Source organism: Gemmiger formicilis (assembly GCF_016901605.1).
In the GTDB taxonomy this organism is placed as follows: domain Bacteria; phylum Bacillota; class Clostridia; order Oscillospirales; family Ruminococcaceae; genus Gemmiger; species Gemmiger formicilis_B.
This window is the reverse complement of the sequence record NZ_JACJKP010000613.1, coordinates 1-279: the sequence shown is the minus strand read 5'-3', so window position 1 is coordinate 279 and position 279 is coordinate 1. Positions and strand designations below refer to the sequence as shown.

At 57.7% G+C, this 279-nt stretch carries 1 protein-coding gene; it reads left to right on the top strand.

What is annotated here, in order from left to right:
- The coding region (locus H6B10_RS16160) for a phosphoenolpyruvate-utilizing N-terminal domain-containing protein (protein ID WP_204652441.1) at positions 1 to 279 on the top strand (279 nt) is incomplete at both ends.

Sequence of the window (279 nt, the reverse complement as noted above, 5' to 3'; positions counted from 1 at the left end):
GTAATGTATACGTTTACCGGTGTATCTGCATCCGCAGGGATCGCGATCGGCCCGGTAGAGCAGATCGACCACGGTACGGCCGGTCTGCACCGTATTGTATGCGACCCGTTCCGCGAGCGGGCGCTGTACGATGTGGCGGTAGTCCTGGCCAAAGACGAACTGCGCCGTTTAAGCCAGCGCGCCAAAGGCCCCGATGCCGACATTCTGCTGTTCCAGATTGCACTGTTGGAAGACGAGTCCTTCACCAATGAAATTGGTGATTACATAGCTGCCGGTGCC